We start from the raw sequence: 26,301 nt of genomic DNA on the forward strand, positions 1-26,301 counted from the left end.
GCGGATGCAGATTCAGACGCAGATAGTGACTCAGACGCGGACGCTGATGCAGATTCAGACGCAGATAGCGACTCAGATGCGGACGCTGATGCAGATTCAGACGCAGATAGTGACTCAGACGCGGATGCTGATGCAGATTCAGACGCAGATAGTGACTCAGATGCGGATGCAGATTCAGACGCAGATAGCGACTCAGATGCGGATGCTGATGCAGATTCAGACGCAGATAGTGACTCAGACGCGGATGCTGATGCAGATTCAGACGCAGATAGTGACTCAGACGCGGATGCTGATGCAGATTCAGACGCAGACAACGGATCAAATGCAAATACAGGTAGCGATGTAGATGCAAATAGTGGTTCAAATACAGACATGAATTCTAATAATAATTCAAATAGCGATACTACTTCTAATGACAATAGCCAAAATAATGATCAACAAGATAATGGAAAACAAGATAGCAAATCTTTACCTGATACAGGTGAAACGACTAACCAAAACGGTACTATCTTCGGTTCATTATTCGCAGCACTTGGTTCATTATTATTGTTCAGAAGACGTAATAAAAAGAATGAAGACAAATAATAATTATTATTAATGTTAGGCCGGGCCTTAAGGTCCGGCTTATTTTTTGAAATAAGCAAATAAATTTGTGTTATATTATATACATAATAAATTGTTTGAAACTTAAAAGGTTAATTCATAAATAGATTATACATTTAATTGTGGGAGGTTAATAAATGAATATTGAAAGTAGGATAAAAAAACTTGTAAATCACATTGAGAAGTCTCAAATCTCATTTCAATATGCTTTTTTAAGTTTAGGAAAGCCAAACATTAAAGCGAATGTAAAGTTGCTTAAAAATCCAAGGTATTTAGAACGAGATATCTTAAAACAATGTCAAAAATTCTATAAAAAATCTGGAGAACAAGCAAAATGGGTCAAAGTAGATTTAGTAACTGAAACTGAAAATATATTATTTGATCAAGTCGTTCATCATCTCATTGAGCGACGTAGAAATTATATTGATTATGGTATTGCGCTCGATAAATTTTGGAATCTGACATTTTTACCGGAAGAAATTAATGTTAATGCTTTTGTTCGTCCATCGAAAAAAGTAAAAGGTGAATTTATTTTGTCAGAGGATAATATCAACAATTATTTAAGAAAATATACAAATCAAAAGAAAGCATTCACAATAGACTCTTATCAAGGTAAAGAGATAACAAAGTTTTATACTCAAGGCTTTATTCTAGATGAAAATGACGTTTTTGAACTAGGTGATAGAGGACTAACTAGGGGCTTAAGAAAAGTTGATAATCTACATACAGAAATTGATAAATTGATTGATCGCAGCGTAGATTTTTTAAATGGTATGATGCAAGAAAATGGTAAGTACATCTATGGTTATTTCCCGCATTTTGACAAAAATATAAATTTCTACAATAACTTACGTCACTCTTCATCTACTTATGCATTAATTGAAGGTTTAACTTATTTAAATAAGGATGTTAAAACAGCGGAAAAGGCAATAGAGTATTTAATGCGTCATTATCTATATGAGAAGGATAATGCAGGATATATTTTTGATGATACTAATGATATGAATGAGATAAAATTAGGCCAAAATGCAGCCTTTATCTTTGCTATATGTGAATATCTAAAAGTTAACCCGGGAAATAAATCATATTTAAGTGCTGCACAAAGTGTCGCAAAAGGTATATTTAATATGATTAATCAAAATACTGGTGAAACGGTGCACGTATTAAACTATCCTGAGTTAACAGTTAAAGAAGCAAACCGTATTGTATACTATGACGGGGAAGCAGCATTGGCATTATTACGTTTGTATCAAATTGACCAAAATCCACAATGGTTAGAAACAGTGAAATTATTATTTGAACATTTTATCGCAAATGACTACTGGAAATATCATGATCACTGGTTAGGCTATTGTACAAATGAATTAGTTCAAATTGAACCTGCAGAGAAATATTACCGTTTTGGTATACAAAACGTAAGTGGTTATTTAGATTATATGCAACAGCGTGAGACGACATATCCTACATTCTTGGAAATGCTTATGGCAACATACCATTTAGTTAAAAAGGCAAAAGAAACTGGGTATAATCATATTGTAGAAGAATTACTAGATGAAGAAAAATTTATGAAAACAATTCACATTCGAGCTGATTATGAAAGAACTGGTTTCTTCTATCCAGAAATTGGCATGTACTTTAAAAATCCTGCTAGAATATTAAATAGTTTCTTCATCAAACACCATGGATATCGTGTGCGTATTGATGATATAGAGCACTATGTATCTGGTTATGTACAATATCAAAAGGCATTTAAACCTTCTAATTAAAATTAAGTAATAATTCGATTTTGAGGATGATAGTATGACTGAAAACAATAAACATACAGATGAGCTAAAACAATCAAATCATGAAAAAAGTGAAACAAATGAGCCTGAAAAAAGCGCAATAGACAAAGAGATTGAAGCAGAATTACTCCAGTATTTAGAGGATAGAAAGCAAGGCAAAGCAGAAGAAAAGCCAGAAAAAAAGAAGTATAAGACATTAATGTTTATAGCTCCGCTTGTGATTGCGGCAATTTATATTTACAAATATATTGGTCATCTTTTTTAATGAAAATGTATTATGCATTTGTTAAAGTTTAATACTTATTATGACTGAAAGTAATAAAAATAATTTTTTTTAGAATAAAGCAATATACCTTAATTATAAGATTTATTAATAAAAAGAGAGTTCATCCGTAAATATTGTGGATGAACTCTTTTTTTGAAATCGGATATAATTTTTTAAGTAATATGACTTTAGGTTATTTGGTAATGTGAAAATGGTATTGTTAATTAGCAATGTCATATTTACCTAAGAATAAGTCTTCAATAAACTCGATTGTATTATCATCTACATATTGATTTCTAAGCACTTTTAATAGTGTTGGTTTAGTGTGATTGAAAAAGCGTACGGGTGCGTGTTTCCCTCTTTTTATCATATTTGTATAGCGATTTAAAAATATTGTTAAGTAATTGATTTTTTGTTCATTTGATAATTGTGTTCGACTTTTTACGAAATCATAAACAGCAATATATATTTTGACTGCATCTCTTGGAGGCGTCTTTGTATTTGTTAATGCGACTTCGTCTTGTTGTTCATAAAAGTAATAATTTTTTTCATAACCTAATATAGAAATAGAATTAACTACACTATAAACCTGCATTAAGAACCAATTATCTTCTCTAACGCGAATGTTTTCAGGAAATCTTATACGATGTTGTTCTATAATATCGCGTTTAATTAATTTACCAATAACGTTCAAACTATTATATAATTTTGTATCTTCAAATTTAAGATTACTTATTGTAGAGGGAGAGTAGAATGCCGACCGACTTAATGGTCTGTTACTATTTTTAGCTCTAAAGTATGGTAAGCAAACCATATCATCTTGAGATTTATTTGCTGTGGCTATGGCATCGGCCAATGAATACTCTGTAATATAATCATCTGAGTCAATGAAGAGTATCCATTTACCTTTAGCAATATCAAGGGCCTTATTTCTCGGAACTGATGCGCCGCCAGAATTAACATCGCTTTCTAGAATAATTAAATTAGGAATCTGATTAACAAAGGTTTTCGCAACGTCTAATGAATTATCTGTAGATTTATCATCTGAAATGATAACCTCAACACGATTCATATCAAAAGATTGTAAAGAAAGATTATGTAACAACCGTTGTATACCATTTGCCCTATTATACAACGGTATAATAATAGAAATTTCTATAGTGCTAGTCATTGTTAAACCTCCTTAAAATTTAATTTTTGCTTTTAGTTCTTCTAAATCTGTATATGAAGTAAAGATAATTGTTTGTTCAGCACCTCTAATAAAGCCACTTTTATAATTTAAACCAAGAATGAACATATTGTTAAATTTAAACAAATCATATTTATAGGCCTTGTATAATTTAAATAAATCTAAAACAGAGTAACATTGACGTTCTTTCACTCGGAATCTACCGGTTAAATTGATCGCGATAGAATTAGAAAGGTCAAATTTTGAAATCAATGCTTCAGTATAACGTTTACGATTAGCAAAGTTTTTAAATAAGTAATCTACCAGTTCATATGTTTCAGAAGGGTGTGGTGATAAGGTCATGCTTTCTAGTAATGTAAACAAATCAGTTTGTTTGCCAGTATAATGTTTATCATTATTTGTAACCCATTCTTGCATTGTAATCGTCTCATTATCTAATTTATCGTCCATGGCCTTGAAGTAATATAATAATGGTCCCATACCTTCGATAGTTTGCGACTGTTCCACGTTGTGTGAACTTATGATGTCGTTAGTTTTATTATCTATAATCATATAGCTCTGACCAAGATGGCTCATTTCTTCAAAAATATCACCAAAATTATCGGCAAGTTCAAAATGCGTTAAACGTTGTGGCAATGCCTTAGCTATTTCTGGGAATTCAGTACCTCCACTTGAAGATTTCAGTAATGCAAGTGAATCTTCATTACAAAGATGCATTAAATCATTCATTAATAAGTCTTTATTTGGATACCATGTGATATGTTTATTTCGAATTTTGTTTACAACTGGGCGTAAGTCATTATCTAAACAAAGTATGTAATCTGCATTAGAATGAGTTAAAACATCTACTAATTCTGCGTGAACTTCGGCAGATTTGTGCCCCAAGTCATTTATTTTACCTAAGGCGATAATTTTATTGCCCGTAAAAAATTGAGTTTGACTATTAAATGCATGTATTGCATTAATCATGGCAGGTAATGATGCATTGTGAGTATCATCAATTAGTGTGACATTATGAGATAATGTTTTGATTGGTTTCATAGCTAAGATTTTTGAAAATGGCTTAAATGATTCTACATATTCAGAATTAATAGGTAAATGTAATTCTTTAAGTGTTAAAAAGGCAGCTAATGCATTTGAAACCATTCCCTCACTGATCGTGTTCAATTTATATTTCTCTATACCTTGTATTTCATCTAATCCTAGTTCAATGTACCCTTTATGGTATTGAATGAATTCAGGAGAAAAATCTGAATCCGCAGTATGTTCTTTATGGTAAGTAAGTACATTTTGCGTGGATTCTAATGCTTTATCCTTTAAATAATCTGCAAACATTGTTTCACCATTAATAATAGCGATACCGTTGTGATTTAATCCTTTGAAAATACGCGCTTTTAATTCAGCAATTTGTTCTAACGATTGGAAAGTAGAGAAATGAGCAGCTCCAATACCCGTTACGATTGCAATATCTGGTCGTAAATAAATTGCAGTATTTTCTTTATTATTAATTGCATTCAAAGAAGTTTCAATAACTGCATAATCTGGGTTTTTAATTAGCTTTAACATATTAGCGTAAATTGCGGCTCTTATATTATTGTTTCCTCGATTTTCTAATACATGATAATCCTGTAGTAATGAACTAATTAACATTCTGGTTGAACTTTTGCCCATAGATCCAGTTATTGCAATGACTGGGTTATGGAATTGATTTCGAATATGAATAGCTAAAGTTTTGAGCGCTTTAACAGAATCGTCCACAATTAATTGTGGCACGTTATGTTCCATGCCTTCTACATAATTTTCAGTAATAATTAATCCAATATTTCCATTAGACTTATCGATTAAGTCATTACCTTCAGGGGCATTCTTGCTTCGTCCTAATTCCTTAGCCCATGTCACTTTATTAGGTGAAAAATAGGCTGTATTTTTACTTTTCACAAAACCATATATAGTTTCAAAATCATTGATGATATGATTTTCTTGACCAACTGCATCCATCAATCTACCTTTTACTATTTCTGCGATTTCCTTTACATACATTGAATAATTGAACCTCCATTTGTATATTACTTAGATTATACAATAAAACATTGTAGTAAGTATAAAAAATATTTAAAACAAACGTACACAATTTATTTATGTATTTCTTTACCTGATTATGAGTAAATGTTTTTATTTTTCAAACGATTTAATACCTTTAAAAAGGGTACGTGAGTACCAAAATAGTAGTAAGTCACATATTTTTGTAAGCGTTTACTTAAGTGGCGTGATTTATGAGAGATGGGGGAATATCTTATGGAAGATAAGGTAATGATTGTAACAGGTGGCAGCAGTGGTATGGGGAAAGCAATGGCGAAGAAATTTGCGGAAGAAGGAGCGAAAGTAGTTATTACCGGACGTTCGCTTGAAAAGCTAGAGCAAACTAAATTAGAAATAGAAAAATTTGATGGCCAAATATTATGTATTGATATGGATGTAAGAGATCCTGAACGTGTTCAATATACTGTTGATAAAACATTAAAACAATTTGGTCAAATAGATGGTTTGGTAAATAATGCAGCAGGAAACTTTATTTGTCCGGCAGAAGATTTATCTAAAAATGCATGGAACTCAGTAGTAGATATAGTATTAAATGGAACTTGGTATTGCACACAAGCCGTGGGAAAAGTATGGATAGAAAATAATTATCCTGGAAGAATACTGAACATGGTAGCTACATATGCATGGGGTGCAGGACCAGGTGTTGTGCATTCTGCTAGTGCAAAAGCAGGTGTATTAGCTATGACGAGAACATTAGCTGTTGAATGGGGATCAAAATATGGTATTTGTGTCAATGCAATTGCACCAGGGCCAATAGAAAATACAGGTGGTGCTAAAAGGCTAACACTTTCAGAAGATGCTAGACAACAAACGTTAGAAAGCGTACCAATTGGACGAATGGGCCAAGTAGATGAAATAGCCAATTTAGCATACTTTTTATTCTCAGAACATGCGAGTTATATTAATGGTGAGTGTATTACAATGGACGGTGGTCAATGGTTAAACAAAAATCCGTTTTAAATAGTAATATGATTAAATAAAAAAATTATAATGGAGCCATTTTCTTTTTATTGAAAATGGCTTTTTTTATGTTACATAAAATGTATATAATTATGTATGTAGGGAAGACAATAATAACAGCGAATAAGTGTGAGGGGTGTTTATAATGGATGTCAGATTTCCAATAGGTGCATTAGAATTACCAGATAAAATTACATTACGCCATATAGATGAATGGTTAAATGAAATAGAACATTATATAGAAGATTTACTAGCAACCGTAATAGATTTAGATGAAGATGCTTTACAGAAAAAGTATCGTGAAGGAAGTTGGAATGTAAGAGAACTAGTGCATCATATAGCTGACTCACAATTAAATATGTATCATAGATTAAAGCTAGCATTAACAGATGATAATCCTAAAGTAGTACCATTTAATCAAGATGAATGGATACAAACTAAAGATAATGACTTGCCGGTTCAAATATCTGTGCAGTTATTAGATGGTTTAAATAAAAGAATTGTAGCAGTTGGTAGAACATTAAAAGAACAACAAATTAATAGAACTTTTTCATTAGTTGGAGAGGGATCAATATCAGTTGGTGAAACAATTGCGAAATTATCATGGCATCAATCTCATCATTTAGCACATATCAAAATTGCATTATCATAGATAAATTAAGATACCATTTCTAAAAAGAGATGGTATTTTTAATTATTCATTTTTATATAGTGGAATATTATTTCTATTGAAAATTCCGTACCTTCATATTAGTTTTTTAAAAAAGTAAAAGAAGGATATTTTATTTACATATTACACAAATATTACAATGCACTACCCTGGAATGTAAGCAATTAGAGTTGGCATGAAAGTATTTTGAACTTTATTTGCTGTGTAGTTGAGGAAATTTTATGTAATTAGGATGTAAACTTGTGCCTGTTTTTTTCACCTCACTGTAACCTACGACCCTTTTATAGATGTTAGAGTGTAACTAGCAAATTAATCAAATAACTAATTACCTTATAGGAGGAATTTTTGAAAATGAAAAAAACATTAATCGCATCAACATTAGCAGTAGGTCTTGGAGTAACAGGAGTAGCAGCAGGAAACTCAGCGGACGCTGCTGAACAAGGAATTAATAAAGCAGAATTAGCACAATTAGCTCAATCAAATCCACAACAATTAAATGAATCTCCAATTCAAGAAGGTTCATATAACTATAACTTTACGCAAGACGGTGTAAACTATAACTTTAAATCAGACGGTGAAAACTTTACATGGAGTTACGGTGCAGGTTCAGGAGATAGCTCAAATACATCAGATCAAGCAGCACAAACTCAACAACCGCAACAAGAAGCAGCTCCACAAACTGAACAAACTCAACAACCACAACAAGAAGCAACTACACAACAATCATCAACTCAACAAGAAACAACTACACAACAACAATCAACAAATAATTCAAGTAGTGAAGAATCAACTGGTTCATCAGTAAACGTAAATTCTCATTTACAACAAATTGCTCAACGTGAATCAGGTGGAGACTTAAAAGCTGTTAACCCATCAACAGGTGCAGCAGGTAAGTATCAATTCTTACAAAGTACTTGGGATTCAGTAGCACCTGCACAATATCAAGGTGTATCTCCAACAGAAGCACCTGAATCAGTACAAGATGCAGCAGCAGTTAAATTATATAACACAGCTGGTGCTTCACAATGGGTAACTGCATAATAATATAAAATATTTTAATATAAATCCCCTTGAACTCAATTAGAGTCAAGGGGAATTTTTTGGAAATTGTGATTTAAGAGGGAAGGGATAGTGCGTTTAATAAATAATGTTAACAAGTAAAAATGTAAATACTGATAAACAAATAGATGTAATAATGATAGCAATCAAAGGTTTGAATGCCCGGTGTCTTAAATCTTTTAAAGAAACATTAAGGCCTAATGCTACCATTGCCATAAGTAAACAAATAGTAGTTAGAAAGTTAACAACGTTCATGATTTCAGTTGGTATATTTATATAGGTGTTTATGATTGCCATTAGTATAAAACCGATTAAAAAATACGGTGTGTCAATACGCTGAGCATGATTAGTAGATTTATCTTTCACTTTCATTATAATAATCAAGATAATACTCACAGGAACTAGTAAGAATACGCGGCCTAATTTTCCTAATAAACCTATTTTTAAAGCAGTTTCACCAGAAAAATCAGCTGCTAAAATCACATGTGCAATTTCATGTAGACTTACACCAGACCACGCACCATAGATTTGTGGGGATATTGAAAATAGAGAATATATTAAGGTGTAACCTAATGAAAAAACAGTACCAATTAAGGCTATAATACCAATGCTGATTGCAGTGTCTTCTTCTTTGGATTTAAGAATTGGTGCAACTGCTGCGATTGCTGCTGCACCACATATTCCAGTTCCAATACCTAAAAGTAAAGTAAGACTCCGGTCACCTTTGATAAGGCGATTAATTAATAGAATGAATACAATACTAAATATAATCACACCACAATCTATGATTAATAAATGACTGCCGTTGCCAATTATGTCATTTATATTTAGCTTTAAACCATATAAAATAATCGCTAATTTTAATAATCGTTTGGAAGAAAAGGTAATGCCAGAACGGTATGTTTCTGGATAACCTTTAAAATGTCGATAGGCGATAGCGATTAAAATGGCAATTGATAAAGCACCAACATTATTCAGTAATGGTAACTGAGCACACAATAAACTAATAACTGTGATAATCAATGTGAATAGTAGTCCTAAATAAAATGATTTATTGTTAATAGATTTCATTTGAATGCGCCTCCTTAATAAAAAGTCTAGCACCATATATCTATAACGTTAAATATATATTATGTATGTTGGTTATAACAAAACTGTTATAATATATCTGGAATATAGCGATAGAGGTGAGACTATGGATCCATATAAAGTTTTAACAGAAGTAGTGAAAGCACAGAGTTTCACTAAAGCAGCAGAAAATTTATATACTTCACAACCATCAATTAGTAGAGATATCAAACGTTTAGAAAAAAGATATGATATAAAAATATTTGAGTTTAATCATAGTAAGATGAATCTGACTAATGATGGTAGAAAAATTTTTCGATATGCATTAAATCGTGAACAACTGGAAGCGGAACTTTGGCATGATTTAAAGGACCAACCGAATAAAGTGGCAGGAGAATTAACTGTTGGTAGTAGTTATACCTATGGTGAATATAAGCTGTCGCAGCATTTAACAGATTTAGCTTCACAATATCCTGATTTACATATACATGTAAGGCTAGATAATTCTGAAACGATGATTGAAAATATAAAAAATAATACAATTGATTTGGGTATAGTAGAAAAAGAGATTCAAGATCATATGATAAATAGTACTCGTATTGCCAAGGATGAAATGGTACTTATACGTAATCAATCTAAACCATCAAATCGTAATACATGCTTTATTAGAGAAAGAGGTTCAGGTACAAGAGTGTACCAAGAAATTGGTTTGTCTGAGTTGGGATTAAAACCATATTTAGTAGAAATTAATAATACGACATTGATCAAGCACATGGTTCATGCGGGGAATGGTTTTGCAATAGTTTCAAAATCCACGTTAACCCCTACAGATTATCAAGTATTAGATATAACACCGCTCAATATAGAACGTTATTTTTATTTGTTAACTCATAAAAATAAATATATCGACATGAATTTAGAAATTTTAATTGATAATTTACAGCATGGTTAGTATCTATGAAATATCATAAATGATTTTAAAAGTTACGTATAAAAGTTTGAAATAAAGAGATTATTAGTTCCTAATATAGAGATAATAACTAGTTGTTATCTTGTATAAATTCATTAGGAATCAAAAGTCATAATGATTGACTTGGAGTGTACTCTAAGGAGTATGATAACGATAAATAAAAACAATTTATAATTTGAAGCATGTATAGATGGTAAGATTGATGAAATCTTTAGGTTACATGAATAAAGAGGTAATAAAAATATGATGATATCAGAAGTTAGTAAAAGAATGAATATTAGTGTTGATACGTTACGTTATTACGAAAAAATTGGAATTATACCTAAAATTAGACGCAATGCTAATGGTATTCGGAATTATAGCCAAGATGATTTAAATTGGGTTAAATTAGCAAAATGTATGAGACAGTCCGGATTATCAATAGATGCATTATCTAAGTATATTGAATTATATCATCAAGGTGAGGAAACAAAGGATACACGGAGAGATATATTATATAAAGAAAGAGAAATTTTATTGGAAAATATAGAAGAAATGCAAGAAACTTTAACATTATTAAATACAAAAATAGCTATGTATGATAATGAAAATGTTCGTTTTATTAAAACATCTAAAAATAATAACAAGAACATAAATAAAGTGAATGGACGATAATAACATATAAGTAGTTTATAATAGAATTGACAATACTTTAGCATTCATATACAAAAAAGGTAGACGCTACATTAATTTGTGGCATCTACCTTTTCTTATATTTATAAATATTTATTGAGGAATGATTCTATACTGTTAAATGGTATTTTATCTAAATTATCATATAAATCGGTGTGAACGGCATCAGGAACAATCATCAATGATTTGTTGTCACCTGTTAAGTTACTATATGCAGTTTCACTGAAATATCTTGAGTGAGCATTATCACCGTGAACTAACAAAACAGCACTATTAATTTCATTACTATAGTCTAGTAAGTGAGAATTTAAGAATGATAAAGGCATGGTAATGTTCCAACCATTATTAGAGTTTAGTGAACGAGAATGGTAACCACGATCTGTCTTATAATAATCATGATAGCCACTTACAAATTCTGGTGCATCATTTGGTAAAAGATCTACAACACCACCATCTACGGCATATGAACTATTAACAAAATCAGTGATACGTTGTTGATTTAAAGAATGACGTTTCTTGTCTCGTTGTGCTGCACTATCTTCCTCATCAAAGTAACCATTTGCATTTACACGTGTCATATCATACATAGTTGAAGTGACAGTAGCTTTAATACGTGTATCAATAGCAGCAGCACTCAATGCCATACCGCCCCAACCACAAATGCCGATAATACCAATTCTGTTTGGATCGACTTTATCGTGAACGGATAAGAAATCTACAGCAGCTTGGAAATCTTCAGTATTGATATCTGGAGAAGCTACATTGCGTGGCGAACCAGTGCTTTCTCCAGTGTAAGAGGGATCGAAAGCTATAGAAAGAAATCCTCTTTCAGCCATAGTTTGTGCATATAGACCTGAAGCTTGTTCTTTTACAGCACCAAATGGACCACTAACTGCAAGCGCTGGTAATTTCTCCCCAGTTATATGCTGCGGTTCATATAAATCGGCAACAATCGTAATACCAAATCGATTTATAAATGTAACTTTTGTATGATTTACTTTCGTACTTTTTGGAAAAATTTTATCCCAATCCTGTGTTAATTCTGTATTTTCATTTTTCATATCTATAAACATCCTTTCTTAAATGTCCATGTAAATAGAGTTATTGAATATCCTACAATTTATACTTGTAATAATAAGGGAAGAGAATTGATATGTTAAATGCTTATATTGTAATTGCAGATATGCTTAAAAGGCATTGGCAAACGAATTATAAACGCTGTTTATAACAAATAATCAATGATAGTTTAATTATAAAAATGTATCAGTGGATTGTAATGAAATGTAGTATTATCCAGAAATAAGTTTGAAAGTAAATAAAAGACCTAACCATACATTATTTTACATGGCTAAGTCTATAATTTATTGAGTGAAATATTAATTACTTACAAGTGCTGTTAATTCAGCTTTAAAAACGATTATATCATGTTGATTAAATGTAGTTAACAGTACGGTTAACAGACCGTTTTCTTTCTTTATAGAATGTTTGTGTGTAACTTCAGCAACGACGCGTAAAGTATCATTCGGATATACTGGCTTGGAGAATTTAACATGATTCATCTGTGTCCCAGCTACTACCTCTTCGCCATATTTACCAGTTTCTACCCATAATTTAAAGGATAAGGACATCGTATGCATACCCGATGCGATAATTCCATTAAATCGTCCCTCAGATGCTTTGTTTTTATCAATATGCATATATTGTGGATCAAATTCATGTGCAAATTTTATAATTTCTTCTTCACTAAGTTGATAAATTTTAGTATTAAAGGTATCACCAATTGAAAAATCATCGAATTTCATATGTATACTCTCTTTCTAATATATTTCTGTAACCTAACGTACTATCTATAGTTATACACTTAAAATGAACGACCTTTCAATTTAAACGATTGATAGTGCAAACTGATAGATTAAAAATAGATATCTTTAGTAATTATCAAAGTTTTATATTCATAAAGAAGAATAAGTAGTAGAATATAAAACAAGTAATTATTAGAATTTTCAAAAAAAGAGAGGTTTATATATGCATGTATTGATTGTAGGTAGTGGTATCAGTGGTTTGAGATTAGCGGATTTATTATCCGATACTGATGTGACATTTAATATAATTGAAGCACGAGATAGAATTGGTGGTCGGGTATTAACAGAAACACCTTCTAACGAAAATTATTTTGATTTAGGACCAACATGGTTTTGGCCTGAAAAGGAACCTAAAATTGTTGATTTGATAGAAGAATTACAATTATCGACGATAGAGCAATATAATAATGGGCAAAGTTTGTTAGAGTTGAGTGACAATAATCCTGTAAAGTTTATTAAAGCAACTGAGGTTAACAGTTATTGTAAACGAATTGAAGGTGGCGTGAATGCTTTGGTACAAGCAATTTACCAGCGCATACCAACAATCAATATTGACCTTAATACGCGTGCTACTGCTATAAAACGAAATGAGGATCAGACATTTACTGTAACAGCAGTAAACAATCGCACAGAAGGCGAGCGAACTTATGATGCTGATGCGGTCGTATTTACTTTACCGCCAAGATTACTATTTGAGAATATTGACTTTACACCTGAGTTACCAGAAACAGTTAAGGTTGATTTATTAAATAAGCCAACATGGATGGGGGCTCAGGCGAAAGCGGTTGTTACATATAATCAACCATTTTGGAGAAAGGACGAACTATCTGGTAATGTTATAAGTTGGCAAGGTCCACTGCGTGAAATTTATGACGTAACCACACCTAATGGAGATAGTGCCTTATTTGGATTTTTTGGTTTAGCACCAGCTGATCGAAAGAGAGAAACATTAGCAAGCATTGAGGATAAAGTAGTCAATCAATTAGTGAGATTGTTCGGTGAAGAAGCGCGAGACTATAAAGCATTTTATTATAAAGATTGGTCGCAGGATGACTATACGGTAACGCCAGGTGACACATTAAATATTGAAAGCTTTCCTACTTATGGGCAGCCACCTGCATACATAGATAATGTATACTTTGCTGGTACAGAATATGATGCAAAAAATGGAGGTCATCTTGAAGGTGCACTCGCCTCAGCTGAACAGACATTTAACAATTTAACACATCAAAGTATGACAAAAGAAAGATAATTTTAAACGACCTATATGAAGTTATGGTGAGTTGAACTTTTACAATTGAAATGTCTACGCAATTATATTACTATGTGTATTTGTGTTGAAAAATTTAATAAGTAAATATCTATTAGAACTTTTTAGTTGATAGCTAAGAAGTTCTTTTTATGTTAAATAACATAATCATGAATAGACATATGTAACTTTAAACTATAAAGAAAGTGAGGCTTGTGAAGATGGTGTATAGAATACATTTGAAGAATATCTGTTTCTGTATTTTGGGGACATTTCTTATAGCGATTGGCATTAATACATTTGTTATTGCATCTAATTTAGGAGAAGGCGGCACAGTTGGCATATCATTAAATTTAAAGTATACGCTTGGTTGGTCACCAGCTATTACTTCGTTTATTATCAACGTCATTTTAATTATAATAGGGTGGAAATTTTTAAGTAAAACAACGGCAGTATATACATTGATCACTGTAATTTCTAGTTCGTTGTTTATTGGCTTGACTGAGAATCTAACACTTAATATAGATTCAGACTTTATCAATACAGTGTTTTCAGGCGTGTTGATTGGTATTGGATCTGGTTTTGTAATTTCTGCACGTAGTACGCTTGGTGGTACATCGGTTATTGCCAAAATAATTAATAAATATTCAGAGATTAAGACTTCTCAAGCTTTATTCATTTTAGATACTTTAATCGTTGTATCATTTTTATTAGTGTTACCTGTACAAAACGTGCTTTATACAATCGTGATGCTATTTATTGTAGAAAAAAGTATGTCCTTTGTAATAGAAGGATTTAATCCGAAGAAGGCAATTACGATTATGTCAGCTTATAATGCTAAAATAAGTCGTCAAATCAATCAAGAAACAGGTCGTGGCTCTACATTATTAAATGGAGAAGGCGGTTATGGTCAAAAAGAAAGCAAAATTTTATACGTAGTTGTACCTCAAAATCAATTATCACAAATTAAAAAAATCGTTAATATATATGACGAGAATGCATTTTTGGTTATTCATGATGTAAGAGATGTCTTAGGCAATGGCTTTATGAAGGTTCAATAATAAATTTATTAAAATATTGTCTAAGAGATGTCTTCAATAGTAACTGTGACTAACCGTTTTTAAAATTCAGTGAAATCATCTGTAGTAATAAAAAGCTATGAAGAAAGTAAAGATGGTAGACTTTGTTCATAGCTATTTTTATAGATCAAATAATCTAGTCCATAAAATGCTATTTTCAAATACGATAATGAGATCATTTTATGCAAGTGCGTCTAAATTAAGCAATATTATAAATAAAACAGCCAGTAAATAAGTATAGAAGCTTATTTACTGGCTGTTTATTTGATTTTTTAATAGTGATACAAATTATAAAAGTTAGCGATTATTGATTAACTAACGCGTTAAAGTTTTCTAAACGTCTTGCTTTTTCTACATCGCTAATATTATGTTTTTTTACATAGCGATTTCTTTCATGAGCAGCACATTCATGTGAACAAGCACCTAAATAGCGTGCTTCGTTTTCTTCAGAAACTAGAATTTGTTTGTTACACTCTGGATTACTACAGTTGATGTAGCGTTCACAAGGTGTACCGTCAAACCATTCTTTACCGACAACTGTCTTTTCAACATGGTTTACGTCTACACTGATTCTTTCGTCAAATACATACATTTTACCGTCCCATAATTCACCTTGAACCTCTGGGTCTTTACCATAAGTTGCGATGCCACCTTCAAGTTGCGCCACATCTTCAAAGCCTTCTTTTAATAAGAAACCTGAGAATTTTTCACAACGGATACCACCAGTACAGTAAGTAACGATTTTCTTATCCATAAATTGCTCTTTATTCTCTTTAATCCAGTCAGGTAAATCTCTAAAGCGAGTAATGTTTGGTCTCACCGCACCACGGAAATGACCTAAATCAAATTCATAATCATTTCTAGCATCAATAACGATAGTATCATCATCTAATAATGCTTGTTTAAATTCTTTTGGAGATAAATATTTTCCTGTTAATTCATTTGGATTAACATCATCTTCTAGGTCTAATGCAACAATTTCATTTCTTGGGCGCACATGCATTTTCTTGAATGCGTGACCTTCAGCTTCATCAACTTTAAAGGTAATACCTTCAAAACGAGGATCGGCTTTTAAAGTTTCCATATATTTGTCAGTTGCTGCTACAGTTCCTGACACTGTACCGTTAATCCCTTCACCAGATACTAAAATACGGCCTTTTAATTCTAAATCTTTACAAAAATCTAAGTGCTCAGTTGCAAATGTTTCGGGGTCTTCAATTGTTGTATATTTATAATATAACAATACTCTGTAATCCATTTTACATGCTCCTTCTATTTAATTTTTTTTATCAATTTATATTAAGATCAGCGTGAATTGAAATTAATTTGATTTATGAAGTTTTATAACTACTTTTTCTATGGAAAAGTATGCCAACGTTGCAAGTTTGTGTAAAAACACAAAATTCTCCTCAATATATTGTAACAAAAAAGGTGTATTATTCAATTCAAAAATTTTGAAATAGGTAAAGTATCCTTTATATCATATTTTTATTGAGTATTATTTTTTAATAAATAAATATATAAAGCGCTTTAAATATATTGCAGGGTAGTTATTTTCACTTTGGTTTCTCGTTGACATTTTTTGGGCAAAATTACATAATAGATAAAGAATATAATTATCCGAATATTCAAAACATTATAGTTTGGGATGATGTATTGTGCAGAGTACAAGAGAAATATGCAATACGTATACAAATTTAACAGAAATTGAAATTTACAAAGTTGAACAGTTAGCTAAACATTTACCAGAAATAGCGAGCTTAAATAATGCATTTGTATTTATAGATTGTCCAGCTATTGAACCTGATCATTTTATTGTGGTTGCGGAAGCATGGCCTAATAGTAACAATTTGTTATATCAAACATCAGTGTTAGCTCAGAATGTATATAAAAAATTTGAACCAGCCGTTTTTAAGACGTTAGATACTGGAGAATCAGTTTATCAGCATCGAGCGGTATCACAAGAAGGCAGAGTTGTTGAACAAAATGTAACGCCGATTGCTGTGAATGAGCGAATTATTGGTGCTCTTATAATGGAGAAAGATGTTAGTAATAAAGTATTAGAAGAAGACAAGTTAAAGGCACTCACAGAAGCAACGGATACATTAAGTAAAATAGTGTCTCAATCAAGTGAAAGTCGAATAGGCTTTCCTGATATGATTGAAGAAAGCATATTTAATATTGATCAAGATTTATATATACGTTATTACAATTTAACAGCAGATGAACTTGTGAAAAAGATATTACGTGTAAATTGTGAAACAGACATGTCATTTATAGAATTATTTCCAAGTATTGAAGATATGCTTACCGATGGTCAGATTATTACTATAGAAGAAAGAGAATTTGAAGGGTGCTATTTTCGTGTGAAGTGTATTAGATTATTTGAACATAATGAAGTAACTGGGCATTTAATTTTGATGCAAGATATTACCGATTTAAAGGAAAAGGAAAAAGAACTAATTTCTAAGTCTGTGGCAATTAGAGAAGTACATCATCGAGTTAAGAATAATCTACAGACAGTAGCTAGTTTGCTAAGATTACAAATGAGGAGAGGCTTGCCTGACGATAGTAAAATATATTTTCAAGAAAGTTTAAATCGAATATTAAGTATTGCATCAGTGTATGAAGTAATTCTTGATGAATCCCATACAGATAAAGTGAATATAGGAAAATTAATTAAAAAAATAGGCAATATGCTAGTATATAACGATAATTCAGAAGCATGTAGAATACATATCTCGTATCATATTAATCAAACGATTCTTTTACCGTCAAATACAGCTGTTTCTTTAGCATTAATTGCAAATGAATTAATATCTAATTGTATTAAACATGCATTTGATAATAAAGATGTTGGTAACATAGATGTAAAGTTAATTTATATAGATAGTGACAATGAAATGATATTGGTGGTACAAGATGATGGCGGGGATAGTTTGGACTTTGAAGAATCGTTTGGTCTCAATATTATTAATACGATAACTGAAAATGATTTGGGGGGATCATTTAAATTGACGAAAAATCGTATTGGCACAATGGGGAAAGTTAATTTTCAACACAAGGGGAGCAATGGTTATGAAGAAAATTATGGTGGTTGAAGACGAATCAATCGTGAGACTCGACATTGTAGAAATGTTGAAAACAGCAAAATACCATGTGGTTTCAGCAGTGAGCAATGGTGAAAAAGCCATTGAAGCTACAGCAGAGACACAGCCAGATTTAATCATCATGGATATTAAAATGCCAAAATTAAATGGTTTAAAAGCAAGTAAGATTATTAGCAAGAAATACGATATTCCTATATTGATATTGACGGCTTATAGTCAAAATGAATTTGTTAATGAAGCAAAACAGTCCAATATAGTTGGTTACATCGTTAAACCTATATCTGAATCACAATTACTACCAGCAGTAGAAATAGCTTTAACTCAGTCATTTCGCTTAAGTAATTTAAAGCAAGAGGTCGCACAATCATATAAACAAATTGAAAATAGAAAACGTATTGAACGTGCTAAAGGACTTATAATGCAACGATTGAATATCACAGAAGATGACGCATATCAAAAATTGAGAAAATTGAGCATGGATCATCAAGTTGAACTTGAAAAAGTTGCGGCTAAAGTAATCAAACAATTAGATTCGTAAATAATAATACTTAGAAGTGAATATATTAGAGCAAAGGTGCTTATTTGTGTGACAAGTAGGCATCTTTTTGTGTTTTTATAGTTTGAAAACAATGGGGTGGAGTAAATGGAACATATTGGTACAGTGATTATTTATATCATTATGATTTGTGCGGTGCTTGGTGCTATTGGAGCGATTAAGGATGCTCAAAGGGGCATTGGTAAAGAGTTTATGGAAGGTATTTACACAATTGGTCCTATATTTGCAAATTCAGCAGGTATAATGGCATCTATACCGTTTATTTCCAAATTTATTGAACATGTATTTGGACCAATGTTCGACAAAATAGGTGCGGATCCAGCAATTGCAGCGACATCAATATTGGCTACAGATATGGGTGGATATCAATTAGCAGATGTTTTAAAAGAGAGCTATGAGGGTTGGATAATGGCAATGATTGTCGGTTTTATGGCAGGGGCAACAATTGTTTTTACAATTCCTTTAGGCTTACCAATGCTTGAAAAGCGTGATCATAAGTATATGGCACTAGGAATACTGTCTGGTTTATTAGCAATACCTTTTGGGGCATTTGTTTCTACTACTATTATGCTGTTCAGTCATATGAAAGTGCGTACTTTCATTGGTACAACAGGTGCAGCGACACACGTATTCTCTATTAGCTTTACGTCAGTATTGTTAAATTTGTTACCGTTAATTATCTTTGTAGTTATAACTGCAATAGGTTTATATTTCTTCTCAGATTTGATGATTAAATTGTTTATTATTTTTGGTAAGATATTGGATACTTGTATCAAACTTGTCTTTGTTTGTTCTGTAGTAGAGATTTTTACAGGATTTTTCACACACGTTTTTGGAGTGTGGGGATTTGATCCAATCATGGCGGATAAAGAGGATAATTTTAGAGCTTTAGAAAATGCTGGTAACATTGCAATTATGTTATCTGGTGCCTTTCCAATGGTTTACTTGATTAGAAAGTACTTTTCAAATGGATTAACACGTGTGGGAGGGAAAATTGGTTTGAGTGAAGCTGGTAGTGCAGGTATAATTGCGACAATTGCTAATATATTAGCAATGTTTAAATTGGTAAAGGATATGCCACCAAAAGATAAGGTGATTAATATATCCTTTGGTGTGAGTTCAGCATTTTTATTAGGAGATCATTTATCGTATACAGCCAACTTCCAACCGACATTGATTCCAGCTGTTCTTATAGGAAAATTAAGTGCAGGTATCCTATCAATAATATTTGCCTACATTTTATGTTTACCAAAAGCGAGAAAATTAGAGAGGATTGATCGACAAGCAGGTATTATTGGATTAGATGAATATAAAAAGGAATAATAAATGGCTGCACATCATTGTAATTGATAAATATTATAAAAAACGAATGTTAAAATATAAAAACCTGTCCAACAAACGTTGAACAGGTTAACTTTTGTGTTGTGCTATACTATAGTACATCTCAATTAGAAATAGTTTGCAGTTATACCGCCGTCTACATTGATGTTAGCTCCGTTTGTCCAATCAGATTCATCTGAAGCTAAATATAAGGCACAGTTAACAATATCTTCAGGTTTGCCAAAGCGTCCAGAAGGTTGTCTACCTAAACGCACATTCTTAGCATCTTCATCTGAAACGAGCCACTCCATGAGTAAAGGTGTTTCTATAGGACCAGGGCTTATCGCATTTGTGCGAATACCTTTAGGTCTGAATTGAATTGCTAATGATTTTGTCAGAGAGACTACTGCACCTTTAGACGCTGTGTAAGCATCTTGAGGCACTGAACAACCCATTTCTGCGACAAATGATGCAATGTTAATAATTGACCCAGTATTATGCTTCTCCATTTCTGGAATGACGTATTTAGTCATAAAGAAAATGCCTTTTACATTAATATTCATTACTAAATCCCAAACATCTTCACTTGTGTTAACTACTGAATTGTCTGCCTCTGGCATCACACCTGCATTATTGTACAATACATCTATTTTGCCATATGTTTCGACGGTATTTTGAACGGCTTGTTTTACATCATTTTCATTGGCAATATCTACTTTAAAGAACGAAGCCTGGCCACCGTCTTGAATAATTTCATCAACGGTTTCTTTGCCTGCTGTGCTATCTCTTTCAAAGACTGCGACCTTTGCACCTTCTTTAGCAAATCGTTTTGCAGCTTCTTTACCCATGCCACCACCGGCACCTGTGATGATACAAACTTTATTTTCTAGTCTCATTGTTATTCCTCCATTCATGTTTTAGCTTTGTTCGAAATATCTTGAACGTTCCCAAGTTGTGACATAAGAGTCAAAGTCATTTTGCTCAGATTGAGCAGCGTGTAAATAGTGTTTAGCTACATCTTCGCCCAATACTTCTTTAACTACATCGCTTTCTTTCCAAGTTAAGATTGCTTCATGTAATGATGACGGTATACGTTCGATAGCGTCTTGATTATAAGCATTACCTTTTAGTTCATCAGGTAAAGGGATTTTATGTTCAATACCATATAGTCCAGCACCAATCAACGCAGAATATGCTAAATATGGATTCATATCTGCTCCGGAAATTCGAGATTCGAAACGTAATGAGTTACCACAACCGACCATACGATATCCTGCAGAACGGTTATCTCTACTCCATGCAATACTTACCGGTGCCCATGAATTTGGAGCAAATCGTTTATATGAATTTATATATGGAGCAAACATAAGTGCGAAATCACGTGTATATTTGATAATTCCGGCTAAGAAATGCTTTAATGTATCAGAAATAGGATTTTCAGCATTGTCACCTGCATAAAAGGCGTTATTGTGTGTTCCTTTTTCCATCATACTAAGATGAATATGACCACTAGAACCGGTCCACTCAGCATAAGGTTTAGCCATAAATGTGACCGATTTATCATTTTGGATACATATTTCTTTCATTCCGTGTTTAAACATGAGATGTTGATCTGCAGCCTTGAGGGCATCTGCGTACTTTAAGTTAATTTCGTGTTGTCCTTTGTATGCTTCACCCTTAGATGATTCAATCGTAATCCCCATTAAATGCATTTGTTTACGTATTTCTTGGTAAATAGGCTCGTTTTTAGTGCCTTGTAATAAGTTATAATCTTCATTTAAGTGACCAGCAGGTTCTAATTTACTATAGCCTTTTTTATTTATATCTGAAAATGAATCATTAAACAGGTAAAATTCTAATTCACTTGCCATATGTGGCGACAATCCATAGCTTTCGGCTTTTTTAACCTGTTCTTTTAGTATGTTCCTTGGAGCAATCTTAATTTGTTCTTCTCCATCAACAGTATACACATCACAGAACACAAGAGCTGTTTTTTCTAACCAAGGTACTACTTTTAAAGTATCCCAATCTGGTTTGGCTAGATAATCGCCGTATCCTTTATCCCAATTCATGTATTCATAACCATCATCGGTATCCATTTCAAAGTTAGTACCTAAGAGATAGTTACAAAAATGAGTTCCTTCTGAAATATCATTTTCTAAGATGAAATCACCAGTAATACGCTTGCCCATTAAACGTCCTTGCATATCGCAAAAACCAAGCACAACTGTATCTATTGATTCGTTTTTTACAAGTTCTAATAATTTTTCTTTCGAAATACTGCCAGTTACATTATTATCATCATGTGTATCGTGAATTTCATTAATCATAATATCTACCCCTTTAGCATTTATTCTTGTAACGATAGTGAGATATATTTTAACTCTAAGAAACCATCTAATCCGTGGTGACCACCTTCGCGACCCATACCACTTTCTTTGATACCTCCAAATGGTGCTTGAGGTACACTAAGTTGGGTACCATTTACACCAATCATTCCAAATTCTAATTGCTCAGATATTTTGTAAATTGTATTAATATTATTTGAGAAGAAGTATGCTGCAAGACCAAACTGTGAGGCATTCGCAATTTCTATTGCTTCATCAATACTCTTAAATGTAATGATAGGTGCAACTGGCCCGAAAATTTCATCTTGAGCAATAGCCATCGAAGGATTGACGTTTGTTATAACTGTTGGTTGATAGAATAAGCCATTACTTGAAATTGGAAGTTTGTGGCCACCTACTTTGATATTGGCACCATTTTGAGTAGCATCTGCAACGAGATGTTCAACTTTATCAACAGCAGCTTTATTTATCAAAGGCCCCACCTGTACGCCGTCGTCTGTACCAATACCAACTTTTAATTGTTGAACTCGAGTTGCTATTTTTTCTGTGATTTCATCTTGTATATCTTCATGAACAAGCACTGTATTTATGCCGTTACACATTTGACCTGTGTTTTCGAATTTATTTTCTACGATGGCGTCAGCTGCAATGTCTAAATTGGCATCTGGTAAGACAATAGTGGGCGCATTGCCACCTAATTCAAGTGAAATTCGTTTAACTTGATCAGCAGCTTGCTTCATTAACTGCTTACCTATTGTAGTTGAACCGGTAAATGAAATCTTTCGAATTTTAGGGTTACTAAATAGTGTATTAGAAATCATTGAAGAGCTACCTGTTACAATATTTGCTACACCATTATCGATATCAGTACGCATTAACTCATCAAAAATGGCAATCGCAATTCGTGGCGTTTCACTTGAAGGCTTAACAATAACTGTACAGCCAGCAGCTAAAGCAGGCGCTACTTTACGTGCAATCATCGCACCTGGGAAATTCCAAGGTGTAATGAGTCCACATACACCCACAGGTTGTTTAATTACTGAAATACGTTGTTGTGGTGAAGAAGGTGGAATGATTTCTCCGTAGATTCTTTTTCCTTCTTCAGCATTCCATCGAATAAATTTAGCACAAACACCAATCTCCCCATAAGCTTCTGCATATGGTTTACCTTGTTCTTCACTCATAATATGTGCTAGTTCATCTTGTTTAGAAATTAAATTCTGAGCCCATTGCTCTAAGATGTCAGCCCGATATTCGGCAGTATAGTTTGACCATGATTTAAATGCAGTGTGTGCTGCGACAATTGCATCATTGACTTCATGTTCAGAAATTTTCGGGACTTCTCCTATTACATCACCTGTAGCAGGATTGATGACTTTAATACCATCACTAGTTGTAATTTTATTTCCATTAATCCAGTTGTGATTGTAGTTATAACTCATTTAAACTTCCCCCTTTGAATATAAAAAAAGAGCTCACACAATACGACACGAAATGTCTATTGTATAAGCTCCATTGCTATATATATATATTTACTTTTAAAGAACAATAATTACTTTATGGGTGAAATATCTCCCAAGTTGATTAAATGTTACTAAATTTTCAAAACCTTGTCAATTTTCAGACAATCAATTATACTGTGAGAAAATTTTAACCTTGAAGGAGGTTCGTTTTATGTCAAAGACGATAGACTTATTAACGGATTTAATTTCTTATAATAGTTCGGATAAAGAAACTGCGAATGAAACAATTCAATACTGTTATGATTGGTTGGAAAAAGAACAATTACAGCCAGAAATTTTAACTAATGATGGATATAAAATGTTGTTATGCGAAGTCGGGGAAGGAAAACACAAACTTGTGCTAAATGGTCATGTTGATGTCGTTAGTGGAAGGCCTGAACAATTCACTCCCAAAATTAAAAATGGCAAGATTTATGGACGTGGTTCTGCAGATATGAAATCTGGAGTAAGTGCTATGATGGTAGCAATGAGCGAGTTACAACACATTGATTTAGGAGATACAACTGTTCAATTACAATTAGTTTCTGATGAAGAAATAGGCGGTAAACATTGTGCAGCATATTTAACAGAAGAGGGATTTTTAGGAGATTTTGTTATTTGTGGTGAAGCGACTCAATTAGGTATAGGATTTCAAGCAAAAGGAATTCTTCAGTTTGATATTACATTAAAGGGTGAATCTGCTCATAGTAGTAGACCATGGGAAGGAGAAAATGCTATTGCTAAGGCGCTTAAACTACATGATGATATTCTAACATTACCATTTGCTCAAGAAGCTACAGACATTTATAAAGAGCCTTCAATTAATTTGGCTAAAATAAATGGAGGGGATGTATATAATAAAGTTCCAGATAAATGTAAAGTATCATATGATATTCGATATTTGCCTTCACAAGATTATGAGGAAATACTCTCACAAATTAAAGGTATAACTAATGGAGATATTCAATTACATCTAGTAGGTCCAGCAGTACAGAATGATGTTAATCATAAGTATATAAAGCGTTTGGAAAATACTATAAAAGAATCAATGGATAGTGACAATGTAGCTGTTTTTGGACAGCATGGTTTTGCAGATACAAGGTATTTCTCAAGATTTGATGTACCTGCAATTGAATTCGGTCCGACAGGGGCTGAATGGCATGGTGATGGTGAATATGTAGAGATAGCTTCAGTAAAATCTTACAAAGATATTTTAGTAAACTTTGCTGAACATTTTGATAAGTAATACTAATATAGATTTGAATAACAATACTAATTCGAGTAAGTTGGACTTGAATTTATATTGTTATTTGAAGATGTAGTTAGAAATTATTTTAAGTTATAGAGGTTAAAGTAGTAATTGTGTATGGGAGGCATAAGTTATGGAAACTATTTATTTAGCAGGTGGTTGTTTATGGGGAGTACAAGCTTTTCTTAAGACATTGCCGGGTGTTGTGGAGACTGAAGCGGGAAGAGTGAACGGTTCGACCAATACCGTAGATGGAGCATATGATGGTTATGCGGAGTGTGTAAAGACAGTCTTCCAGCCGGAGGTTAGTGATGTTGAGCAGTTAATGTCATATTTTTTTGAGATTATAGATCCATACAGTATCAATCAACAAGGAGATGATGTTGGACCTAAGTACCGAACCGGAGTATATAGTGAAAATAAACAACATCTTGAAGCTGCGCAAGCATTTATAAATAATAGGACAGACCATGCAGAAATTGCAGTGGAAGTCTTACCTTTGTCTAATTATGTAAGAAGTGCAGAAATTCACCAAGATCGATTAGATAAATTTCAGGATGACTATTGTCATATCCCACGAAAATTAATGGATAAATATAAATAGGACAGGATATTACAATGGATTTGTTATCAATATAAAATTATATTAAGAAAATATATTTGATGTCTTGACATATAAAAAAGAT

General features: G+C 32.5%; 24 protein-coding genes. 15 read left to right on the forward strand and 9 right to left on the reverse strand.

What is annotated here, in order from left to right; all coding sequences use genetic code 11:
• The 3 genes from SH09_RS10215 to SH09_RS10225 all read left to right on the forward strand — a co-directional run.
• The coding region (locus SH09_RS10215) for an LPXTG cell wall anchor domain-containing protein (protein WP_042739546.1) at positions 1–585 on the forward strand (585 nt) is incomplete at its 5' end.
• A 155-nt stretch (positions 586–740) separates the two neighbouring features.
• Positions 741–2,369 (forward strand): poly(glycerol-phosphate) alpha-glucosyltransferase, encoded by a 1,629-nt coding sequence (locus tag SH09_RS10220; protein WP_042739547.1) that lies wholly within the window; start codon positions 741–743, stop codon positions 2,367–2,369.
• Positions 2,370–2,403: 34 nt separating this feature from the next.
• Entirely contained in the window at positions 2,404–2,652 is a 249-nt protein-coding gene (locus tag SH09_RS10225) for a hypothetical protein (protein WP_042739548.1), read from the forward strand.
• Positions 2,653–2,872: 220 nt separating this feature from the next.
• Here SH09_RS10225 and SH09_RS10230 read toward each other — a convergent pair whose 3' ends face one another.
• Both SH09_RS10230 and SH09_RS10235 read right to left on the reverse strand, forming a co-directional pair.
• Positions 2,873–3,823, reverse strand: coding sequence for a glycosyltransferase family 2 protein (locus SH09_RS10230; RefSeq protein ID WP_042739549.1), 951 nt, complete (start codon positions 3,821–3,823; stop codon positions 2,873–2,875).
• 12 nt (positions 3,824–3,835) lie between these two features.
• Positions 3,836–5,881, reverse strand: coding sequence for a Mur ligase family protein (locus tag SH09_RS10235; protein ID WP_042739550.1), 2,046 nt, complete (start codon positions 5,879–5,881; stop codon positions 3,836–3,838).
• 255 nt (positions 5,882–6,136) lie between these two features.
• On the opposite strand from SH09_RS10235, the gene fadH reads away from it, so the two are divergent.
• From fadH to SH09_RS10250, 3 genes are all read left to right on the forward strand, one after another.
• Positions 6,137–6,901, forward strand: coding sequence for a 2,4-dienoyl-CoA reductase (fadH, locus tag SH09_RS10240; protein WP_042739551.1), 765 nt, complete (start codon positions 6,137–6,139; stop codon positions 6,899–6,901).
• Between the two features lie 145 nt (positions 6,902–7,046).
• On the forward strand, positions 7,047–7,553 hold the full coding sequence (locus tag SH09_RS10245) for a YfiT family bacillithiol transferase (protein WP_042739552.1): 507 nt from the start codon (positions 7,047–7,049) through the stop codon (positions 7,551–7,553).
• A gap of 369 nt (positions 7,554–7,922) precedes the next feature.
• Entirely contained in the window at positions 7,923–8,612 is a 690-nt protein-coding gene (locus SH09_RS10250; protein WP_042739553.1) for a transglycosylase family protein, read from the forward strand.
• 96 nt (positions 8,613–8,708) lie between these two features.
• Here SH09_RS10250 and SH09_RS10255 read toward each other — a convergent pair whose 3' ends face one another.
• Entirely contained in the window at positions 8,709–9,701 is a 993-nt protein-coding gene (locus SH09_RS10255; protein WP_042739554.1) for a YeiH family protein, read from the reverse strand.
• Between the two features lie 124 nt (positions 9,702–9,825).
• Here SH09_RS10255 and SH09_RS10260 point away from each other — a divergent pair, with 124 nt between their 5' ends.
• On the forward strand, positions 9,826–10,650 hold the full coding sequence (locus tag SH09_RS10260; protein WP_042739555.1) for a LysR substrate-binding domain-containing protein: 825 nt from the start codon (positions 9,826–9,828) through the stop codon (positions 10,648–10,650).
• Positions 10,651–10,911: 261 nt separating this feature from the next.
• Positions 10,912–11,322, forward strand: coding sequence for a MerR family transcriptional regulator (locus SH09_RS10265; protein WP_042739556.1), 411 nt, complete (start codon positions 10,912–10,914; stop codon positions 11,320–11,322).
• A 101-nt stretch (positions 11,323–11,423) separates the two neighbouring features.
• On the opposite strand, the gene SH09_RS10270 is transcribed toward SH09_RS10265, so the two are convergent.
• Together SH09_RS10270 and SH09_RS10275 are read right to left on the reverse strand one after the other, a co-directional pair.
• The gene (locus SH09_RS10270; protein ID WP_042739557.1) at positions 11,424–12,401 is read right to left on the reverse strand and encodes an alpha/beta hydrolase; all 978 of its coding nucleotides are present in this window, start codon (positions 12,399–12,401) and stop codon (positions 11,424–11,426) included.
• 315 nt (positions 12,402–12,716) lie between these two features.
• On the reverse strand, positions 12,717–13,142 hold the full coding sequence (locus tag SH09_RS10275) for a MaoC family dehydratase (RefSeq protein ID WP_042739558.1): 426 nt from the start codon (positions 13,140–13,142) through the stop codon (positions 12,717–12,719).
• 223 nt (positions 13,143–13,365) lie between these two features.
• Between SH09_RS10275 and SH09_RS10280 the strand changes: the two genes are divergently transcribed.
• Positions 13,366–14,454 (forward strand): flavin monoamine oxidase family protein, encoded by a 1,089-nt coding sequence (locus SH09_RS10280; RefSeq protein ID WP_042739559.1) that lies wholly within the window; start codon positions 13,366–13,368, stop codon positions 14,452–14,454.
• A 218-nt stretch (positions 14,455–14,672) separates the two neighbouring features.
• A complete protein-coding gene (locus SH09_RS10285) occupies positions 14,673–15,512 on the forward strand; it encodes a YitT family protein (protein WP_042739560.1) in 840 nt (279 codons plus the stop codon).
• A gap of 322 nt (positions 15,513–15,834) precedes the next feature.
• Here SH09_RS10285 and trhO read toward each other — a convergent pair whose 3' ends face one another.
• Entirely contained in the window at positions 15,835–16,788 is a 954-nt protein-coding gene (gene trhO / locus SH09_RS10290; protein WP_042739561.1) for an oxygen-dependent tRNA uridine(34) hydroxylase TrhO, read from the reverse strand.
• A 400-nt stretch (positions 16,789–17,188) separates the two neighbouring features.
• Here trhO and SH09_RS10295 point away from each other — a divergent pair, with 400 nt between their 5' ends.
• The 3 genes from SH09_RS10295 (at position 17,189) to eutH (ending at position 20,519) form a co-directional block, all read left to right on the forward strand.
• Positions 17,189–18,631 carry a sensor histidine kinase gene (locus SH09_RS10295; RefSeq protein ID WP_235307504.1) on the forward strand — a complete coding sequence of 481 codons (1,443 nt, stop codon included), beginning with the start codon at positions 17,189–17,191 and terminating at the stop codon, positions 18,629–18,631.
• Entirely contained in the window at positions 18,609–19,178 is a 570-nt protein-coding gene (locus SH09_RS10300; protein WP_082039214.1) for an ANTAR domain-containing response regulator, read from the forward strand. Before SH09_RS10295 ends, SH09_RS10300 begins: the two co-directional genes overlap by 23 nt.
• 105 nt (positions 19,179–19,283) lie before the next feature.
• Complete coding sequence (gene eutH, locus SH09_RS10305) at positions 19,284–20,519, forward strand: ethanolamine utilization protein EutH (RefSeq protein WP_042739564.1); 1,236 nt, start codon at positions 19,284–19,286, stop codon at positions 20,517–20,519.
• Positions 20,520–20,644: 125 nt separating this feature from the next.
• Here the strand turns inward: eutH and SH09_RS10310 are convergent, their stop codons facing one another.
• The 3 genes from SH09_RS10310 to SH09_RS10320 are packed head-to-tail and all read right to left on the reverse strand — an operon-like array spanning position 20,645 to position 24,306.
• On the reverse strand, positions 20,645–21,412 hold the full coding sequence (locus SH09_RS10310; RefSeq protein ID WP_042739565.1) for an SDR family NAD(P)-dependent oxidoreductase: 768 nt from the start codon (positions 21,410–21,412) through the stop codon (positions 20,645–20,647).
• A gap of 21 nt (positions 21,413–21,433) precedes the next feature.
• On the reverse strand, positions 21,434–22,846 hold the full coding sequence (locus SH09_RS10315) for a glutamine synthetase family protein (protein WP_042739566.1): 1,413 nt from the start codon (positions 22,844–22,846) through the stop codon (positions 21,434–21,436).
• A gap of 20 nt (positions 22,847–22,866) precedes the next feature.
• Complete coding sequence (locus tag SH09_RS10320; RefSeq protein ID WP_042739567.1) at positions 22,867–24,306, reverse strand: NAD-dependent succinate-semialdehyde dehydrogenase; 1,440 nt, start codon at positions 24,304–24,306, stop codon at positions 22,867–22,869.
• Between the two features lie 232 nt (positions 24,307–24,538).
• Between SH09_RS10320 and SH09_RS10325 the strand changes: the two genes are divergently transcribed.
• Positions 24,539–25,612: a M20 family metallopeptidase gene (locus SH09_RS10325; RefSeq protein WP_042739568.1), complete on the forward strand. Its 1,074-nt coding sequence runs from the start codon at positions 24,539–24,541 to the stop codon at positions 25,610–25,612.
• A 136-nt stretch (positions 25,613–25,748) separates the two neighbouring features.
• Positions 25,749–26,219 carry a peptide-methionine (S)-S-oxide reductase gene (locus SH09_RS10330; RefSeq protein WP_042739569.1) on the forward strand — a complete coding sequence of 157 codons (471 nt, stop codon included), beginning with the start codon at positions 25,749–25,751 and terminating at the stop codon, positions 26,217–26,219.
• The last annotated feature ends 82 nt before the right edge of the window (positions 26,220–26,301 follow it).

The sequence above is a fragment of the Staphylococcus gallinarum genome (assembly GCF_000875895.1).
GTDB lineage: Bacteria > Bacillota > Bacilli > Staphylococcales > Staphylococcaceae > Staphylococcus > Staphylococcus gallinarum.

Excerpts from the sequence above, each read along its gene's own strand:
- SH09_RS10220 (WP_042739547.1), top strand. The coding sequence starts at position 741 with ATGAATATTGAAAGTAGGATAAAAAAACTTGTAAATCACATTGAGAAG.
- SH09_RS10225 (WP_042739548.1), top strand. The coding sequence starts at position 2,404 with ATGACTGAAAACAATAAACATACAGATGAGCTAAAACAATCAAATCAT.
- SH09_RS10230 (WP_042739549.1), bottom strand. The coding sequence starts at position 3,823 with ATGACTAGCACTATAGAAATTTCTATTATTATACCGTTGTATAATAGG.
- SH09_RS10235 (WP_042739550.1), bottom strand. The coding sequence starts at position 5,881 with ATGTATGTAAAGGAAATCGCAGAAATAGTAAAAGGTAGATTGATGGAT.
- fadH (WP_042739551.1), top strand. The coding sequence starts at position 6,137 with ATGGAAGATAAGGTAATGATTGTAACAGGTGGCAGCAGTGGTATGGGG.
- SH09_RS10245 (WP_042739552.1), top strand. The coding sequence starts at position 7,047 with ATGGATGTCAGATTTCCAATAGGTGCATTAGAATTACCAGATAAAATT.
- SH09_RS10250 (WP_042739553.1), top strand. The coding sequence starts at position 7,923 with ATGAAAAAAACATTAATCGCATCAACATTAGCAGTAGGTCTTGGAGTA.
- SH09_RS10255 (WP_042739554.1), bottom strand. The coding sequence starts at position 9,701 with ATGAAATCTATTAACAATAAATCATTTTATTTAGGACTACTATTCACA.
- SH09_RS10260 (WP_042739555.1), top strand. The coding sequence starts at position 9,826 with ATGGATCCATATAAAGTTTTAACAGAAGTAGTGAAAGCACAGAGTTTC.
- SH09_RS10265 (WP_042739556.1), top strand. The coding sequence starts at position 10,912 with ATGATGATATCAGAAGTTAGTAAAAGAATGAATATTAGTGTTGATACG.
- SH09_RS10270 (WP_042739557.1), bottom strand. The coding sequence starts at position 12,401 with ATGAAAAATGAAAATACAGAATTAACACAGGATTGGGATAAAATTTTT.
- SH09_RS10275 (WP_042739558.1), bottom strand. The coding sequence starts at position 13,142 with ATGAAATTCGATGATTTTTCAATTGGTGATACCTTTAATACTAAAATT.
- SH09_RS10280 (WP_042739559.1), top strand. The coding sequence starts at position 13,366 with ATGCATGTATTGATTGTAGGTAGTGGTATCAGTGGTTTGAGATTAGCG.
- SH09_RS10285 (WP_042739560.1), top strand. The coding sequence starts at position 14,673 with ATGGTGTATAGAATACATTTGAAGAATATCTGTTTCTGTATTTTGGGG.
- trhO (WP_042739561.1), bottom strand. The coding sequence starts at position 16,788 with ATGGATTACAGAGTATTGTTATATTATAAATATACAACAATTGAAGAC.
- SH09_RS10300 (WP_082039214.1), top strand. The coding sequence starts at position 18,609 with ATGAAGAAAATTATGGTGGTTGAAGACGAATCAATCGTGAGACTCGAC.
- eutH (WP_042739564.1), top strand. The coding sequence starts at position 19,284 with ATGGAACATATTGGTACAGTGATTATTTATATCATTATGATTTGTGCG.
- SH09_RS10310 (WP_042739565.1), bottom strand. The coding sequence starts at position 21,412 with ATGAGACTAGAAAATAAAGTTTGTATCATCACAGGTGCCGGTGGTGGC.
- SH09_RS10315 (WP_042739566.1), bottom strand. The coding sequence starts at position 22,846 with ATGATTAATGAAATTCACGATACACATGATGATAATAATGTAACTGGC.
- SH09_RS10320 (WP_042739567.1), bottom strand. The coding sequence starts at position 24,306 with ATGAGTTATAACTACAATCACAACTGGATTAATGGAAATAAAATTACA.
- SH09_RS10325 (WP_042739568.1), top strand. The coding sequence starts at position 24,539 with ATGTCAAAGACGATAGACTTATTAACGGATTTAATTTCTTATAATAGT.
- SH09_RS10330 (WP_042739569.1), top strand. The coding sequence starts at position 25,749 with ATGGAAACTATTTATTTAGCAGGTGGTTGTTTATGGGGAGTACAAGCT.